Origin of the sequence: Komagataeibacter intermedius TF2, from assembly GCF_000964425.1 — a bacterium.
GTDB lineage: Bacteria > Pseudomonadota > Alphaproteobacteria > Acetobacterales > Acetobacteraceae > Komagataeibacter > Komagataeibacter intermedius.
Window position 1 is genome coordinate 12,091 of record NZ_BANF01000075.1, and the last position, 14,733, is coordinate 26,823.

19 protein-coding genes are annotated in these 14,733 nt (G+C 61.9%); 12 read left to right on the forward strand and 7 right to left on the reverse strand.

Features of this window, described 5'->3' with window-relative positions; genetic code table 11:
* Positions 1–93: 93 nt before the first annotated feature.
* From B7449_RS11520 to B7449_RS11545, 7 genes are all read left to right on the forward strand, one after another.
* Positions 94–597 carry a hypothetical protein gene (locus B7449_RS11520; protein WP_071406631.1) on the forward strand — a complete coding sequence of 168 codons (504 nt, stop codon included), beginning with the start codon at positions 94–96 and terminating at the stop codon, positions 595–597.
* 61 nt (positions 598–658) lie between these two features.
* The gene (locus B7449_RS11525) at positions 659–1,528 is read left to right on the forward strand and encodes an aldose 1-epimerase family protein (protein ID WP_039732449.1); all 870 of its coding nucleotides are present in this window, start codon (positions 659–661) and stop codon (positions 1,526–1,528) included.
* Between the two features lie 186 nt (positions 1,529–1,714).
* Entirely contained in the window at positions 1,715–1,942 is a 228-nt protein-coding gene (locus tag B7449_RS11530) for a hypothetical protein (RefSeq protein ID WP_010515241.1), read from the forward strand.
* Between the two features lie 152 nt (positions 1,943–2,094).
* Positions 2,095–2,709 carry a hypothetical protein gene (locus B7449_RS11535; protein WP_039732451.1) on the forward strand — a complete coding sequence of 205 codons (615 nt, stop codon included), beginning with the start codon at positions 2,095–2,097 and terminating at the stop codon, positions 2,707–2,709.
* A 14-nt stretch (positions 2,710–2,723) separates the two neighbouring features.
* Positions 2,724–3,365 (forward strand): 5,6-dimethylbenzimidazole synthase, encoded by a 642-nt coding sequence (gene bluB / locus B7449_RS11540; protein WP_199858311.1) that lies wholly within the window; start codon positions 2,724–2,726, stop codon positions 3,363–3,365.
* 18 nt (positions 3,366–3,383) lie between these two features.
* Complete coding sequence (locus B7449_RS19790; protein ID WP_141654718.1) at positions 3,384–3,617, forward strand: hypothetical protein; 234 nt, start codon at positions 3,384–3,386, stop codon at positions 3,615–3,617.
* Between the two features lie 282 nt (positions 3,618–3,899).
* The gene (locus B7449_RS11545) at positions 3,900–4,490 is read left to right on the forward strand and encodes a DedA family protein (RefSeq protein WP_039732452.1); all 591 of its coding nucleotides are present in this window, start codon (positions 3,900–3,902) and stop codon (positions 4,488–4,490) included.
* Positions 4,491–4,530: 40 nt separating this feature from the next.
* Here the strand turns inward: B7449_RS11545 and B7449_RS11550 are convergent, their stop codons facing one another.
* On the reverse strand, positions 4,531–5,046 hold the full coding sequence (locus tag B7449_RS11550) for an Rrf2 family transcriptional regulator (protein ID WP_306308865.1): 516 nt from the start codon (positions 5,044–5,046) through the stop codon (positions 4,531–4,533).
* 274 nt (positions 5,047–5,320) lie between these two features.
* Positions 5,321–5,908, reverse strand: a complete 588-nt coding sequence (locus B7449_RS11555; protein ID WP_039732455.1) for a TIGR00645 family protein — start codon at positions 5,906–5,908, stop codon at positions 5,321–5,323.
* 278 nt (positions 5,909–6,186) lie between these two features.
* Here B7449_RS11555 and B7449_RS11560 point away from each other — a divergent pair, with 278 nt between their 5' ends.
* Positions 6,187–7,446 (forward strand): dicarboxylate/amino acid:cation symporter, encoded by a 1,260-nt coding sequence (locus B7449_RS11560; RefSeq protein ID WP_039732456.1) that lies wholly within the window; start codon positions 6,187–6,189, stop codon positions 7,444–7,446.
* 96 nt (positions 7,447–7,542) lie between these two features.
* On the opposite strand, the gene B7449_RS11565 is transcribed toward B7449_RS11560, so the two are convergent.
* Positions 7,543–8,763 carry an NADP-dependent isocitrate dehydrogenase gene (locus tag B7449_RS11565; RefSeq protein ID WP_039732457.1) on the reverse strand — a complete coding sequence of 407 codons (1,221 nt, stop codon included), beginning with the start codon at positions 8,761–8,763 and terminating at the stop codon, positions 7,543–7,545.
* Positions 8,764–8,992: 229 nt separating this feature from the next.
* On the opposite strand from B7449_RS11565, the gene B7449_RS11570 reads away from it, so the two are divergent.
* Entirely contained in the window at positions 8,993–10,642 is a 1,650-nt protein-coding gene (locus B7449_RS11570) for a phosphoethanolamine transferase (RefSeq protein ID WP_039732458.1), read from the forward strand.
* A gap of 91 nt (positions 10,643–10,733) precedes the next feature.
* Here the strand turns inward: B7449_RS11570 and B7449_RS11575 are convergent, their stop codons facing one another.
* Both B7449_RS11575 and B7449_RS11580 read right to left on the reverse strand, forming a co-directional pair.
* Positions 10,734–11,129, reverse strand: a complete 396-nt coding sequence (locus B7449_RS11575; protein ID WP_039732506.1) for a hypothetical protein — start codon at positions 11,127–11,129, stop codon at positions 10,734–10,736.
* A gap of 101 nt (positions 11,130–11,230) precedes the next feature.
* Entirely contained in the window at positions 11,231–11,830 is a 600-nt protein-coding gene (locus B7449_RS11580; RefSeq protein WP_039732459.1) for a GDSL-type esterase/lipase family protein, read from the reverse strand.
* A gap of 130 nt (positions 11,831–11,960) precedes the next feature.
* Here B7449_RS11580 and B7449_RS11585 point away from each other — a divergent pair, with 130 nt between their 5' ends.
* The 3 genes from B7449_RS11585 (at position 11,961) to B7449_RS11595 (ending at position 13,899) form a co-directional block, all read left to right on the forward strand.
* Entirely contained in the window at positions 11,961–13,037 is a 1,077-nt protein-coding gene (locus B7449_RS11585) for a restriction endonuclease (protein ID WP_039732460.1), read from the forward strand.
* Between the two features lie 338 nt (positions 13,038–13,375).
* On the forward strand, positions 13,376–13,564 hold the full coding sequence (locus tag B7449_RS11590) for a hypothetical protein (protein ID WP_039732461.1): 189 nt from the start codon (positions 13,376–13,378) through the stop codon (positions 13,562–13,564).
* A 2-nt stretch (positions 13,565–13,566) separates the two neighbouring features.
* Positions 13,567–13,899 carry a DMT family transporter gene (locus tag B7449_RS11595; protein ID WP_010515258.1) on the forward strand — a complete coding sequence of 111 codons (333 nt, stop codon included), beginning with the start codon at positions 13,567–13,569 and terminating at the stop codon, positions 13,897–13,899.
* Between the two features lie 37 nt (positions 13,900–13,936).
* Here the strand turns inward: B7449_RS11595 and B7449_RS21295 are convergent, their stop codons facing one another.
* Both B7449_RS21295 and B7449_RS21300 read right to left on the reverse strand, forming a co-directional pair.
* Entirely contained in the window at positions 13,937–14,347 is a 411-nt protein-coding gene (locus B7449_RS21295) for a hypothetical protein (protein ID WP_167335750.1), read from the reverse strand.
* A 162-nt stretch (positions 14,348–14,509) separates the two neighbouring features.
* Positions 14,510–14,686: a hypothetical protein gene (locus tag B7449_RS21300; protein WP_010515260.1), complete on the reverse strand. Its 177-nt coding sequence runs from the start codon at positions 14,684–14,686 to the stop codon at positions 14,510–14,512.
* Between the last annotated feature and the right edge of the window lie 47 nt (positions 14,687–14,733).

The following is a 14,733-nucleotide window of genomic DNA, read 5'->3' on the forward strand; positions in this document are numbered from 1 at the left end:
TGTGCGGCACAGTGCAGTGGATGACATGGAAATCATGTCGGTCATGTAAGGACGCGGGGTGACTGTGCCCGCCAGAAGTCATGGAGTCCGCTTTTGCGCCTAGTATCTCTGGCCGCTGTCGCGGCGGCCGTGTCCCTGTCCGGTCTCGCCCCTTTCACCTGTGCCCATGCTGCGGATGCGCTGGGGCAGAATACGGCAACGATTACCTTTACCCTGTCGGCGGCCGATCTGGGGGCAGGAATGTCGTGGGGGAAAGGTGTTCTGACGTTCGAGGGACATGACTACCCCTTCCGCATCCGCGGCGGTTCGGGGGCGGCCATCGGCTTTTCCAGAACCCATGCCACTGGCACCGTCTATAACCTGTACCGCGTTGCGGATATCGAGGGTACATACTGGTCCGTCCAGGGCGAGGCGACGGTCGGCGCGGGCAAGGGTGCCGCCGTCATGGAAAATAACAACGGTATCCATATCAAGTTCTCGTCACGCAGCACGGGCGCGCGGCTGGCGTTTTCGGTCGAACGTCTGACCATAAGCCTGACCCCGGAAGAAAAGGCCGGCCTTGCAACCGCGAGTGCCACCCCTGCTTCCCATGAATAGGCAGTCCGCCCCCTGATCGTGCATGGTAGGCTCCATCACCTGAACGGATGGAGCCACCAGCATGACAGAAGATACCCATACATTTGGCGATGGCCGGCTTGCGGCCAGCGTGCGTGCCCATGGCGCGGAGCTGTGCGCCCTGCGTGCGAATGGTCGTGACCTGTTATGGGCCGGGGGGGAGCCGTGGCGGCGGCAGTCACCCGTACTGTTTCCCATCGTGGGGCGACTGGTGGATGATGCGGCATGGGTTGACGGGCAGGCTTACCGCATGACCCAGCACGGCTTTGCCCGTGACTGCACATTCCGCTGGCTGGAACGTGACGAGACCGGCTGCCGCCTTGAACTGTCCGATACGGAGGCGACGCGCAGGGTCTATCCTTTCGCCTTCAGCCTTGTCATTGACTACCGCATTGAACAGGGCAGGCTGCGGGTTGGGTACTGCGTGACCAATCCCGATGCGACGCGTGTCCTGCCCGCATCACTGGGCGCGCATCCCGCCTTCGTCTGGCCGCTGTCGCCCGATGTGCCCAAAGACCGGCACGTCATTGAATTCGACCAGCCCGAACCCGAAGGCGTGCGCCGACTGAAGGGGGGGCTGCTGCTGCCCGACTCCTTCCCCACGCCTGTGCGCGGACGCGTGCTGCACCTGGATGAATCCCTGTTTGCGGCGGATGCGTTGATTCTGGACCGACTGGCCAGCACGGGACTGACCTACCGCATTCCGGATGGCCCGGGTCTGCGCCTGACATGGGAAGGCTTCCCGCAACTGGGAATCTGGATGAAACCCGGTGGTGATTTCCTGTGTATTGAACCGTGGCATGGCATGGCCAGCCCGGTCGGATTCAAGGGCGATTTTTCCACGCGTCCGGGTGTATTTCACCTGCGGCCGGGGCAGGAATGGCGCGCGTCCTGGCAGGTTGGCTGCATCTGATCCATGCCCCTTCCGGCAGGTGTCTTTTCCATGCAACACCTGCCGGAATAAGCTTTGCGAAAAAAGCATGGATGGCCCCGGAAATCTGCGAAAATATCGTATTTTCAACCCCCCGGTTGCGTCGTAGCGTGCGCGCAGGAGCAGCATGCGGCAGTCTCGCCCGCTAGGCTCACGGGAAACGCCTTGATGCGTAGTTTTTCTCCTGTCCCCGCCGTGGGATTTTCCCCTTCTTCCAATCCCCTTCCGATCCGCACACTGCGCCAGCGCGTTGTGGGCTGGGTTGGTGCGGCCTACCGCAAACAGGGGATGATGCTGCTGGCGACACTGCCCAGTATCGCCGTGCCATCAGGCTGCCATGCGGGGATGGAGGGATCGCCCTCCCTGCTGGCGCTGCGGGGCTGGGACCGGTCCTGAGCGGACCAGCCAGCCTGGGGCGGGCTGATCCTGTATCATGATATATGGCGGCGCATCCCGGTGTGCCGCCATATTCATTGGACGCGATATAAGGGGAGCGTAAAATACATCTGACAGGGCAGCTGGGAGAGCGGAAGGACATGGGTAGACAGATGCCACGACGCGCGGCATGGCTGGTGATTGCGGCACTGGCGCAGATGGGAACAGCCCATGCGGCCACGACCGCGTTCAACAAGCTGCCTGATTACGAGAAATTCGGGATTACGATCACCAGCGCCTATCACGTGCGCCGCTGCGGGGTAACGGTTACGGTCGACCAGTCCCGTTTTGCCGACAGCGCCAGCGCGCTGGAAAATGAAGGCATACTTGATAATGTCACGCCCGCCATTATCAGCCGGCGCCCGGCCTACTATATCGGCCAGGCCATGCATGAAATCGTGCCGACCATCATCTACCATACCTTCCTGCGGTATACGGACGCGGTGAACTGTCACTTCGTATTCCATACGAAAGGGGGCGAGGACGAAACGCTGTACGGCGAAGTCGAGAATTCCTCCCCTGCTTTCCTGAGTTTTGTCGTGAACAGCCATACCCATACGCAGGTGGACTGGTACAAGGCCAGTTTTGATGAAATCCGGGAAGTCGCCTCGAAATTCGAGGAAGATCCGGCCTATGCCGCCCCCCTGACACCGGAAGAGGGCGCGCCCCCGCAACCCACGCCCGCAGATCCCGATGGTATCCAGGACGTGACAGACCGCCTGCAATGAACGAAAGAAGGGGCATGATGTCCATGCCCGAATTCTCCCATGCCTTTCGGGAGCAGTTGCAAGACCTGTTCCGCTGGCGGCGTGACGTACGCCATTTCCGCCGTGATCCGGTGCCTGAACCCGTGCTGGGCGACCTGCTGCGCACCGCGTGTCTTGCCCCATCGGTGGGGCTGAGCGAACCCTGGCGTTTCGTGCGTGTGGACGACCCGCGACGCCGGGCGGCAGTGCGTGAGGACTTTGCCCGTTGCAATGCCCGTGCGCTGGCTGATCATATGGGAGCGGACGCTCGGAATTATGCCCGGCTGAAGCTGGCGGGGCTGGATGACGCGCCGCATCATGTGGCGGTCCTGTCCCATCCCGACCCCACGCAGGGGCGTGGTCTGGGGCGCGGGACGATGCCACAGACCACGACATGGTCCACTGTCATGGCCATCCATACGTTCTGGCTGGCGGCCACGGCGGTGGGTGTCGGGGTGGGGTGGGTCTCCATTATCGATCCCGACCGGATCAAGACCGTGCTGGACATGGACCCCGCGCTGGAACTGGTGGCCTATCTGTGCGTGGGTTACCCGGCCCAGCCTGCCAGCACGCCGGAACTGGAACGTCGCGGCTGGGAACGGCGCGCGCCCGAACGGCGGGAATGGATCCGGCGTTAGGGCGGCATATGCGTTGCGATGAAAACAGTAAAAGTCTTTGGTGAAGCTTTTTTTCAAACAGCTTCAGGAAACGCCGCCTTTTTGAAAAAAGGCGACACCCAAAAACTTTTATTTTTTATCAGTGGCTTATGTTTGGATGGTCCCTGTGACACTGTGCATTGTCATGCGATGCCGTACGGTGCGGGTGCCGGTCATGGGCGCGGGATTGCAGCACAGGTCGGACGACTGCAGGGTCGTGATCAGGGAAGATGACGAACAGGAAAAAAATGGGTGGCAGATATTCGCTAAAGCCGGTTTTGCTGCCGCCCTGTTTCACCCATTGTGCCTGCCGGGTTTCGGGCTGGTCATATTCAGGTGATGCGCGTTCGCCCACCTGCTGGCATTCCCCCGTGGCCGGCGGTCTGGTTCTGTCGGCGCCGGTGTAAGGGACGCTGGATTCATGCCCGTTATCCGGCGATGGAGGACTGAACGCTGCTGCATCATTTTGAATATCTGTTCCAGCATTACGGATATGGGGTCATTACCTTTATCGTGATGCTGGAAAGCATGGGGCTGCCGCTTCCGGCTGAAACACTGATTATTTCAGCGTCCATCTACTGTGCCGCCACCCATAAGCTGGATATCCAGTGGGTGGCGCTTGCCGCGGTGACGGGGGCTGTGATCGGGGATAATATCGGCTACCTGATCGGGCGGAAAGTCGGCCTGCCGCTGCTGCAGAAATACGGATCACGCATCAAGCTGACGCCCGACAGGCTGCTGCTGGGGCGTTTCCTGTTTCGCCATCATGGCAGTGGTATTGTGTTTTTCGGGCGGTTTATCGCCCTTCTGCGCGTATTCGTGGCCCTGCTGGCCGGTGCCAACCATATGCCATGGCCCCGCTTCATGCTGTTCAATGCGCTGGGCGGTCTGTGCTGGGCGGGTGGATATGCCACGGGTGCGTATTATCTTGGCCGCAAGGTAACCCAGGTTTCCGGTCCCGCCAGTATTGCGATGGGGCTGGCGGTGGCGGTCGGGCTGGTGCTCAGTGCCCTTTTCCTGCGTCGCAATGAAGAACGCCTGACCCGGCAGGCTCTGCGTGAAGCCCGTGCGGATGCGGCGGCACAGGGGGCGGGAACTCCGTCCTGATCCCCCGGGGCTGCAACAGGTGTAAAGGTAAGGGCAGGGTTTATTGCAACGTGGGGCGGCTGGTGGCCTTGACGGGTGCGGGCGGCGGCATCCGGGGACCGGGCAGGCGTTCGCGCAGCATGGCATGTTCCTCTGGCGGCAGCAGGTCCGCCAGCGTCGTTGCGTCCAGCACGCTCATGAAGGCGCCCAGCGCCATCGACAGCACCCCGCGCAGGCGGCACATGTCCGACAGGATGCAGCAACTGTTGTTTTCGGCACCGGATGGCTCGCAATTGACGAGGCGCATGTCATCCTCGGTCTGGCGCACGACATCACCGATACGTATGTCCTTGGGCGCATGGGCCAGCAGCAGCCCACCGCCCCGGCCACGCCGTGCGTCAATCAGCCCAAGGCGCGACAACCGATGAATGACCTTGACCAGGTGATTTTCGGAAATGTCGTACGCGCTTGCGATCTCATGAATGGAAACACGTCTATCTGCATGGATTCCCATGTATAGCAACGTGCGTAAGGCGTAATCAGTGTGCAGGGTCAGGCGCATGAGGCTATCTAACATGGGGACAATCAGCAGAAACAGGCCCCTATATTTTGCATTTAATATGCAGTTTATCTGTTAAATTACGCTCCAGCCCTTGGTTTAGGTCAGCAGAAGGCAAATAAAGGCGACGTAAACAGTCCTGTAATATCACGCAAATGTGATTGCAACGGGGCGCAAACGCCTTCATCTCGCCCCAAAGTGTCGGGTGCGAGTTCGCTCAGGCGCCGGTTGTGCCTGCAGCACCCGTGCGGGCGCCATGTGCGTGCCGTCTCAACGGCTGTGGGCAGTCCCGTTAGTGGGTGCCCGATTCTGTCATCGCGCCAGATGGCGCGGCGGATGGCTCCATCATCCGGTCCATCATGGCCAGCATCAGGCCCGACACGACAAACGCCAGGTGGATGCCCACGCTCCATGCCAGTGTCCGGCTGGAAATCTCGTTCACCCGGATGAAATCCGCCAGGACATGGATCGCGGACATGGCCACGATGGAGGCCATGAGCTTGATCTTGATGTCCCCGAACGTGACATGACCGATCCAGTCGGGAAAATCCCGATGAGTGCGCACATCGAGTTTGGAGACGAAGTTTTCATACCCCGCGAACATGACGATCAGCAGCAGGTTGGCCAGCAGCACCAGGTCGATCATGTCGAGGATGCCGACAAACACATCATCGAATTCCAGCGTGTAGCTATGCCTGACCAGCGTCCACACGGTCTGGAAGAACTTGACCAGTATCACCAGCAGCCCGGCCGTCAGCCCGAGGTATAATGGCGCGCACAACCACCTTGCCCGAAAAAACAGTCGCTCCAGACCGCTTTCCAGCCATGGTGTCCCCTCAGCCGGGACCGGAGACGACGCCTGCGGCGTGTGATCATGCATACGGGCTTGTATAATCTCATCCTACCCGAATGGGTAGGTCTATATTGCAGCACTCATTTTTTTTATAGGATTTTTTTCCTTTCCCATTCCGTAATGATGACGATTATGTGTTCCCCATCCCGTTCCCCGGGCGGGATCGCACGGCGTGACGGCACGGTCAGGCGGAATGCGCAGGCGACGCATGGCGGGCGATGCGGGCGTGATGCGCGGCCGTCTTGCATGACGGGGGGACGCCGCGCTACTTCCCGCGTGTCTTCCACAGCTACAGGACGCTGATATTGGCCCATCCCAGCAAAAGTAATGCGAACCACCGGACGCGCGCCATTGTCGTGGCGCTGGCGCTGGGTGTTGTGGCGGGGCTGGTCCTGCATGCGGTCGGACCTGCGGCCAGCGAACCCGCCGCCCGGTTTGCCAGTCTGCTTACGGGCCTGTTCCTGCGGCTTGTGCGCATGATCATTGCTCCGCTTGTCTTTGCAACACTGGTGTCGGGCATTGGCAGCCTGGGTGATGGGGCGCAGGTCCTGCGCATCGGGGGGCGCATCCTGCTGTGGTTTATCGTGGCGTCCTTCCTGTCGCTGGTGACGGGGCTGGTCGCGGCCAACCTGCTGCAGCCGGGATCCGGGTTCACCACCCCGCTATCGGTCGGGGACCTGGGGCTTGCGCATGGTCATTTCGACCCGATCGAATTCGTGCTGCATGTGGTGCCTACCAGTATCTTTGACGCCATGGGCCGCAACGACATCCTGCAGATCGTGGTGTTTTCCATCCTGTTCGGCCTGGCCCTGCCGGCGGTGGGGAAGGGTGCGCAGCGCATGATCCTGCCCTGGACGGGGGAACTGGCGCGCATCATGCTGCGCATGACCGACATGGTCATGTATGCCGCGCCAGTTGCGGTATTCGGGTCCGTCATGGGCAGCGTGGCCCATAGCGGGGCAGGCATACTGGGTACGTTCGGCCTGTTCCTGTGCAAGTTCTATGGTACGCTGGGGGTGCTGTGGGTGTTGCTGACGTCCATGACCTTCTGCGTGCTGGGGCGGCGTGTCTTCGCCCTTGCGCGGCTGCTGGTGCAGCCCATCCTGCTGGGCTTCGCCACGGCCAGCAGTGAATCGGTCTATCCGCTGCTGGTGGAACGGCTGGAGCAGTTTGGCGTGCCTGACCGTATCAGCGGCTTCGTGCTGCCGCTGGGTTACAGCTTCAACCTTGACGGGTCGGTGCTGTTCCAGTCCTTCGGTGCGTTGTTCATCGCGCAGGCCTATGGCATCCACATGCCAATGGGCCAGCAGATCGCGATGGTGCTGGTGATGATGCTGAGCAGCAAGGGCATTGCCGGCGTGCCACGTGCGGCCCTGGTCACGCTGGCGGCGGTCATGCCGCAGTTCGGCCTGCCCGAAGCGGGACTGGCGCTGATTCTGGGGATCGACCACTTCCTCGACATGGCGCGTACGGCAACCAATGTGCTGGGCAATGGCTATGCCGCTGCTGTTGCGGCGCGGTGGGAAGGGGCGCTGGAAACCCGCCCACTGGCAGAGGGGGAGTGAACGGGTAACAGTTTTCGGGGGCCGCCCTTTTTCAAAAATGTCTTGGGTTTTCAGGATGTGGAACGGGACGGCTGACCAGCCGTCCCGTCCGTGTTTTTACGCCCTGGCCAGCGCCGCGCCCAGCTTTTCATCCAGCACGTCAAGGAAGGGCTGGGTATCGAGCCATTTGGTGTCCTTGCCCACCAGCAGGGCAAGATCCTTGGTCATCTGGCCGCCTTCGACGGTTTCGACACACACGCGTTCCAGCGTCCGGGCGAAGTGGGTCACATCAGGCGTGTCATCGAATTTGCCGCGATAGGCCAGGCCCCGTGTCCATGCGAAGATTGACGCGATGGGGTTGGTGCTGGTGGGCCGCCCCTTCTGGTGTTCGCGGAAATGACGGGTGACGGTGCCGTGGGCGGCTTCGGCTTCCACCACATCGCCTGTTGGGTTCAGCAGCACCGAGGTCATGAGGCCAAGGCTGCCAAAGCCCTGCGCCACGATGTCGCTTTCCACGTCGCCATCATAGTTCTTGCACGCCCAGACATAGCCGCCCTTCCACTTCAGCGCACAGGCCACCATGTCATCGATCAGGCGGTGTTCGTAGGTCAGGCCCAGTTTTTCGAACTCGGCCCGGAATTCCCGTTCGTACACTTCCTGGAACACATCCTTGAACATGCCGTCATAGGCCTTGAGGATGGTGTTCTTGGTGGACAGGTAGACCGGCAGCCTGCGGTCGCGCCCGTAGGCCAGCGACGCGCGCGCAAAACCTTCGATCGAGGCGCGGGTGTTGTGCATGCCCAGCGCCACGCCGGGACCCTTGAAGTCATGCACGTCGAGCACCTGCTCGGGGCCGCCATCGGCAGGGGTGTAGCGCAGGGTGACCTTGCCGGGACCGGGAATGCGGGTTTCAGCAGCGCGGTAGATGTCGCCATAGGCATGGCGGCCGATCACGATGGGCTGCGTCCAGTGCGGGACAAGGCGCGGCACGTTGGAACAGATGATCGGTTCGCGGAAGATCGTGCCGTCAAGGATGTTGCGAATGGTGCCATTGGGCGAACGCCACATCTTCTTCAGGCCGAATTCCTCCACCCGTGCCTCATCGGGGGTGATGGTGGCGCATTTCACGCCTACGCCGTACCGGCGCACGGCCTCGGCGGCTTCAACCGTCACGCGGTCATCGGTCTCGTCACGGTGGCGGATGCCAAGGTCATAATATTTCAGGTCGATATCCAGGTACGGCAGGATCAGCCGTTCGCGGATGAAATGCCAGATAATGCGGGTCATCTCGTCGCCGTCCATTTCGACAACGGGATTTTTGACCTTTATTTTTGCCATGGTACGTTTGTCTGCCTTTATGATTCAGTTTTTGTAATGACTGTTTTTTCTATGGTTTTTCTGGCGCCCGTTCGCGCAGCGGGCCTCCCGGCGGTCGCATTATTAGGCGTGCCGACAGGGGATAAAAAGCATTGCCGCATGCGGGTTCATTCACAAACGTGCCATCTCCCTGCCGCATGGGTGTATGCGGGGGCTACCCGCGCGCGGGGGCGTGTGACATGAAACGGTCATGATCGCCCGTCCCCCCCCGGATACGGCCTGCTGGCGTGCACGCTGCCAGCATATCTGGCCCGATATACTGTTTGGCCTTATGGCCGCCCTTGCGCTGCTGCCCGCCTGCACGGCGTTGCAGGGGGTGGTGCGGTCGGTGGCGCTGTGGGCGGTGATCGCGCTGCTGGTCAACAGCAGGCGGGTTCTGCTGGCGCTGCTGCTGCCAGTGGTCGTGCTGATGCCGGCTGCGCTGTATTACATCGGCATAGGTGGCGCGCCGCCCGGCTATCCGCTGTGGCTGATCCTGTTTTACTGCTCGTTTCCCGTTATGGTCGGGTACGTCTGGCCTGTCCTGCCCTATCTGGTGGCATGGACGTTGCTGTGGGTGGGCCTGACCGGGGTGTACCTGTCGCGGCCACGTGGCGCGGTGGTGGGCTGGCGGGGCCGTACGCGCCTGGCCTGCGTGGCGGTGCTGCTGGGGTGGATCATTGTTCCCACCGTGCAGTTGTGGCGGCACCTGCCCCCCACGCGGGGCGGAACCGAAAACCCGCTGGTGCCCATCCATTCCCGCTTTGACCGGGCATGGCCGTGGAGCATGGCGACCGGCTATGTCGCCGCCCGGCGTGAAACCCGGCGCGTGACCGACATGGCACGACGGATCAGCCATGAACCGATCCATTTCGATCCGCTGCCGCCCACCACGGCACAGGTGATCGTACTGGTGATCGGGGAAAGCGCGCGGCGTGACCACCATCACATCTATGGCTACGGCCCGCCCACCACGCCGGAAATGGAACAGGTGCCGGGACTTGTACACTTTGATGACATGGTGACCCCCTTCGATTATACGGTCGGCGCGGTGCCGGTCATCCTGTCGGGATATGACCGGCTGCGGCCCGGTGCGGCGCCGGGGCATGACCTGGTGTCAGTGTTCAACGCGGCGGGATTTGATACGTGGTGGATCAGCAACCACCCCCGGCTTGGCCCGTATGACAGCGTGATTGGCGCCTATTCGGAACAGGCCCGCCATATTGCCTACACTACCGTGCATGACGGGGTGATGAGCAGCCCGGTGCTGGATCAGCGCATGCTGCCGGTCGTGGACCGGGCGATAGCGGATGCGCACGGCCCCGTCTTTATCGTGTTGCACCTGTTTGGCAGCCATGAAAACGCGGCTGACCGGTATCCCCGTGGTTTTGCCAGTCTTGGCACGCCCTATGACAACAGCATTGCCTATACCGATCACATGCTGGCCCATGTACGCGCCGCGCTGGCGGCGCATGGGGGAGAATCCGCGCTGTTTTACGTATCCGACCATGGGGTGCGGGTTACGGAATGCACGGGCGGGATTCCCGCGCATGGGGATGTGCGCGCGGCGTATGAAATACCATTCTATCTGTGGACATCCGACGCATGGCAGGCAGCCCACCCGCAGGCGGCACAGGCCGCGCGTGATAATGTGCATGTCCCGCTGACGCTTGCGGCCCTGCCGCCAAGCGTGCTGGACGCGGCGGGGTTGCATTACAGTGCGGCGGATGCAGCCCTGTCGGTGCTGTCAGCCCACCCCGTTCACGTGCCGCGCATCGTGCATGGGGACAGCGGCACCAATCAGAACGTCGATTATGACCACAGCCATGATGATGGCAGGTGCCATATCGTACGGGACTGAAGACAGGGGGCCCGGACGCCGCCTTTTTAAAAAAGGCGGCGCCCAGGAACGTTCATTCCTGTTTATCAGGCGTCCCGGGTTGGAAGAGCCCTTATTTCCCGTTGGGGTGCTTCTTCAGCCATGCGTCATAACGACGCTTGTCCAGGCAGTAGGCAAGGTTCTTGTACAGCTGGATATGGCGCACATGCGTCACGTCTTCCTGGCAGGCGATCTTGTCGCTGTCCTGATATTCGTCCCATGCGGGCTGCAGGACCAGCGCGCGTTCCTTTTCCTGCGTGACGCAGACATTGGTGACTTCATCGCCAAATTCCGTCGTGCAGTCATCGACGATCGGATAATTGGGGAATGCCAGCGACGGTGCGGGCAGCTTCACTTCGGGCCGGATGTACAGCGAGTTCAGTTCCCCTTCCGGCACTTCGGCCCGCGCCGTGGAAATACCGCCTGCTGCCAGCACGCCCAGCAGGGCACAGGTAATGAGCTTTTTCATGTCTGTATGCCTTTGTTCAAAACAGGATATGGCGGGCATGTGGCGAATGTGACCCTGTCGTTGCGCCATGCCAGGGGAAAGGGATAAACCGGCGCGCGGGTTTAGGGTAGCGGTCCCATCCACTTTCGCCATGCGGGCCAGCCATGGATGATCCCCGCCAGCGCCGCATAGCCGCCGCCTGCGGGGTGGGCGCCATCGCCACGGGCAATTTCGGCACACCATGACGGATGCGCCAGCAGCGGGTTCCAGACCGACAGGAAGGGAACGTCCAGCTGAGCGCATAGGTCGGCCATGGCATGTGACAGTGCGTGCGTGCGGTCATCGGGACTGGCGCGGCCGACGGGGGTGGGGCCGATAACCAGAACCGGCCATGTCTGCCGGGCCTGTTGCAGGATGCCGCGTGCCGTCGCGATGCTTTCATCCTGCGGCACGCGTGGCGGACCATGCGCCGTGGCGGTGCAGTCATTGACGCCAAAGGACAGCACGACGCCGCCATCATGACGGCCCGCAAGGCGGGGCCGGGTTTCGGCATGCCATCGTACGGCGATGTCACGGCTGGTCTGTCCCCGCACGCCCAGATTGTAGGGCGTGACGTCGTATCCTGCCTGCCGTTCCATGGCGCAGAGACGTCCCACCCATCCCTGACAGGTTTCATCGCCCGTTCCCGTTACGTAGCTGTCGCCGATAAAACAGATTCGCATTCCCGCATGATAGGCGTAATGGCGGTGGAAAACCATGGCGGAACGGATTGTCGCTTCTGCACTTTCTTATTTTGTTCTCATGCTTTAGGGTTTGTGGAACACGTTGCGAACACGGGGTGGGAACACAGGAATGCGGGCAGGGATCGTGCCATGGCTGGGATGCGGGCTGCTGCTGGTCCCACAGGCCGCCATGGCAGGGCAGACAGGTTATGGCGTGCCCGCCGCAACCGTGGGCTGCATGCAGGCGGCGACGTTACAACGGGCGGACGGGCTGACTGTCACTGCCACGCATGAGCGCATGCTGGCCCAAATGCATTGCAGGCGTGTGGACGGGACAGGAACCTGGCAGGTGCTGGGGCGTCATGGCGATACGGTGCTGCTGCGTCACCTGCCTGTCCGCAAAGGGGATGCGCCGCTTTATTTCCCTGCTGCTGCCGTGCGCCCCGTATCGGGGATGGCGGCGGTGCTGCCATCAGGCCCGTTACGTCTTGTCCTTGCGGGGGTGGGAGCGGTGCTGGCGTGGCCGCTGCTGCGGTATGGCTGGCGGTTTTTCCGTCGGCGGCGGGCATGGCGCATGTGCAGGCGTCTGGTGAACCGTCATGCCGACGCCCTGCGCATCCGGCGCAGGCAACTGGTGCAGGTCAACAGCTATGGCGTGGAACGTACCACCCGATGGCGGCGCGAACAGGCGGAATTCATCAAAACGGTTGTGCAGCCTGCGTTACGGGCGCGCCGCCTGCAATGGGCATGGCCGGTCATTGCGGACCGTGTGCAGGCCCGGATCGAGCATGTGGCCAGCCAGAAACTGTCGTGTGGAGAGTCCGCGCATGCCAGCAATGGTTACGCGCCGGATATGGACCCCATTGCATATGAACGTTATTGCGCCGAACGCCTGCGGGCCTGTGGCTGGGATGCCCGGGCGACGCCGCCCGGTGGGGACCAGGGCGCGGATGTCATCGCCACGCGCGGCGGGATGCGTCTGGTCGTGCAGTGCAAGCTGTATCGCAATACGGTGGGGAATGAGGCGGTGCAGCAGATTTCGGCAGCCCGCCTGCATTATCAGGCGGATGTGGCGGCCGTGGTGTCCAACGCGGATTACACGACATCCGCCCGGCAACTGGCACGGTCGAATAACGTGGCCCTGCTGCATCATGATGAACTGTCTGCCTTTGCCGCCCGTCTGGCGCGGGCGCGGAAAAAGGCATGAGTATTCATTATGTCATAACATGACAGAATATGTCTGGCGGATGCGCGCCGGGTAGCCCCGGCGCGACATGATCAATCGCGTGAAGCTGCGGGAACAGGTGCGGAAGGACGATTGCGCGTACTCAACCGGACCGTGATCAGCAGATGGGCGATCATGCGTGCAGAGTTGCTCATGTATCATACCTCCTATCTTTCCTATACATGAATCGTTTCATGAAAGCGAAGGTTTCTTGCAAAGTTGACGCAAATTTCGCGTGCCGTTGCGTTTCATGTCCGCCGTCCCCATCTCTACGGTCAGATATGACAGGGTGAGGGAAAAGTTTGAGACGACATCGTGTAATGCTGGACGGGCGTGAACTGTATGCGGGCGCGCAATGGACCCATGTCCAGCGGTTTGCGGATGCCCTGCGCGCCCGTGGGCATGACGCCGTGGCAATTCGCGACGAGACGCCGCTTCCTCCCCGGGCGCCGCGCCCCCGCCTGACGGGCCTGCCGCCATGCGGGGCAGGTCACAGACGCCGCCCATAGGGATGGCGTATATCTATCTGCTGGTTGCGATCGTGGCGGAAGTCACCGCCACGTTCTGCCTGACATTGTCCAATGGCTTTACGCGTCTGGTGCCGTCCTGTGTCACGGTGGCGGGTTACGCCGTAGCGTTCTATTCGCTGTCGCTGGCGTTGCGCACCATTCCCACCGGCATGGCGTATGCCATCTGGTCCGGCATTGGCACGGTGCTGATTGCGCTGGTCTGCCGCGTGGTGCTGGGACAGAAGCTGGATCTGGCGGCCATTGCCGGCATGACGCTTATCATATGCGGCGTGCTGGTCATGAACCTGCTGTCCGGCGCGGGTCGGCACGGATAAAAAAAGGCCGGTCCCGCAAGGGAACCAGCCTGTTTCATTACCGTCGGCCGCCCGGACCGCCACCACCGTGGCCGCCACCGCCGCCGCCATGACCACCACCGCCGGGACCGCGTCCGCCCCCACCGGGGCCACCGCCACCCGGTCCGCCGCCATGGAAGCCCCCGCCGGGACCGCCGCCACCCGGACCGCCACCATGGAAGCCTCCACCGGGTCCCCCACCGCCACCACGGGGTCCGCCGCGACCACCACCGCGGCCGCCGCCCCATCCACCGTCGCGTCCCATATAGATGGGGGCACCGCCGTAATAGTCGCCATATCCGCTGTAATAGCCGCCGGAGGGGCCGTAGCCATACCCACCATAGCCGCCATAATAGCCGGGACCGTCGACACAGGCGACAAGCGGGCTGGCCAATGCCAGTACCGTCAATGACCGGGTCAGTCGTTTCATGGGAAAGAGCGTCCTTTTTCCATATACAGCTTCACGTCCTGATCCAGTCAGGTTTCCCACTGTATAAAGAAAAAAGGCACAAAGACGACCATTGATGGCCGTCGCCACGCCGGGCGGGCGGCGTAATGCTGCACGCCGCCCGTTACCGGCGGGTTTCAGGAATTATTTCAGGCCGTCGGCCTTGGCCAGTTCCTTGACGCGGCGCAGCAGGGAAACGGCGTAATCCTCGGCTTCCATGGCGGAACTGAAGCCGCTCAGCGTGCCGGTCAGGCCACCGATGTTGACTTCGAGGCTGTACTTGCCCTGTGCGTCGGGACCACTGGTTGCCACTTTGCTCATGATAGCATCCTAATTCTTGTTCTGTAGGGGACACACGGCGTGTCCGT

What these genes read in the sequence shown, in the direction of transcription:
- B7449_RS11525 (WP_039732449.1), top strand. Translation starts at nt 659, where the DNA reads ATGACAGAAGATACCCATACATTTGGCGATGGCCGGCTTGCGGCCAGC.
- B7449_RS11530 (WP_010515241.1), top strand. Translation starts at nt 1,715, where the DNA reads ATGCGTAGTTTTTCTCCTGTCCCCGCCGTGGGATTTTCCCCTTCTTCC.
- B7449_RS11535 (WP_039732451.1), top strand. Translation starts at nt 2,095, where the DNA reads ATGCCACGACGCGCGGCATGGCTGGTGATTGCGGCACTGGCGCAGATG.
- bluB (WP_199858311.1), top strand. Translation starts at nt 2,724, where the DNA reads ATGATGTCCATGCCCGAATTCTCCCATGCCTTTCGGGAGCAGTTGCAA.
- B7449_RS19790 (WP_141654718.1), top strand. Translation starts at nt 3,384, where the DNA reads ATGAAAACAGTAAAAGTCTTTGGTGAAGCTTTTTTTCAAACAGCTTCA.
- B7449_RS11545 (WP_039732452.1), top strand. Translation starts at nt 3,900, where the DNA reads ATGCTGGAAAGCATGGGGCTGCCGCTTCCGGCTGAAACACTGATTATT.
- B7449_RS11550 (WP_306308865.1), bottom strand. Translation starts at nt 5,046, where the DNA reads ATGTTAGATAGCCTCATGCGCCTGACCCTGCACACTGATTACGCCTTA.
- B7449_RS11555 (WP_039732455.1), bottom strand. Translation starts at nt 5,908, where the DNA reads ATGCATGATCACACGCCGCAGGCGTCGTCTCCGGTCCCGGCTGAGGGG.
- B7449_RS11565 (WP_039732457.1), bottom strand. Translation starts at nt 8,763, where the DNA reads ATGGCAAAAATAAAGGTCAAAAATCCCGTTGTCGAAATGGACGGCGAC.
- B7449_RS11570 (WP_039732458.1), top strand. Translation starts at nt 8,993, where the DNA reads ATGATCGCCCGTCCCCCCCCGGATACGGCCTGCTGGCGTGCACGCTGC.
- B7449_RS11575 (WP_039732506.1), bottom strand. Translation starts at nt 11,129, where the DNA reads ATGAAAAAGCTCATTACCTGTGCCCTGCTGGGCGTGCTGGCAGCAGGC.
- B7449_RS11580 (WP_039732459.1), bottom strand. Translation starts at nt 11,830, where the DNA reads ATGCGAATCTGTTTTATCGGCGACAGCTACGTAACGGGAACGGGCGAT.
- B7449_RS11585 (WP_039732460.1), top strand. Translation starts at nt 11,961, where the DNA reads ATGCGGGCAGGGATCGTGCCATGGCTGGGATGCGGGCTGCTGCTGGTC.
- B7449_RS11590 (WP_039732461.1), top strand. Translation starts at nt 13,376, where the DNA reads ATGCTGGACGGGCGTGAACTGTATGCGGGCGCGCAATGGACCCATGTC.
- B7449_RS11595 (WP_010515258.1), top strand. Translation starts at nt 13,567, where the DNA reads ATGGCGTATATCTATCTGCTGGTTGCGATCGTGGCGGAAGTCACCGCC.
- B7449_RS21295 (WP_167335750.1), bottom strand. Translation starts at nt 14,347, where the DNA reads ATGAAACGACTGACCCGGTCATTGACGGTACTGGCATTGGCCAGCCCG.
- B7449_RS21300 (WP_010515260.1), bottom strand. Translation starts at nt 14,686, where the DNA reads ATGAGCAAAGTGGCAACCAGTGGTCCCGACGCACAGGGCAAGTACAGC.